Source organism: Streptomyces milbemycinicus (genome assembly GCF_002154605.1).
Lineage (GTDB): Bacteria > Actinomycetota > Actinomycetes > Streptomycetales > Streptomycetaceae > Streptomyces > Streptomyces milbemycinicus.
On sequence record NZ_MUNE01001133.1, the window covers coordinates 423 to 693 of the forward strand.

Here is a 271-nt window from a genome sequence, read left to right on the forward strand (position 1 = left end):
CCGTACCGCCGCGCTGCGTGCGCATCTGCTGGCTGCGCGGCTCGCCGGGCCGGTGGCCACGAGCCGGGAGCGGAGCCTGCGCAGCTACCGGCTCTTCGCCGCGCGCGACCCCCGGGTGCTGCTCGGTATCGAGCCCGAACATGACTGGTCCTTCCCGGAGTTACTTCGCCTCATGAGCGATAAATGCGGGGTTTCGGCAAATCCGGCGCTCACCTCCGGTCAGGATGTGATCGATCCGGATCTGACCATCGCCGCGCTCGACGCCTTCGCG

1 protein-coding gene is annotated in these 271 nt (G+C 69.0%); it reads left to right on the forward strand.

The genetic code is table 11. The features are described from left to right. The coding region (locus tag CCN51_RS51575; protein ID WP_245881891.1) for a phosphatase at positions 1–271 on the forward strand (271 nt) is incomplete at both ends.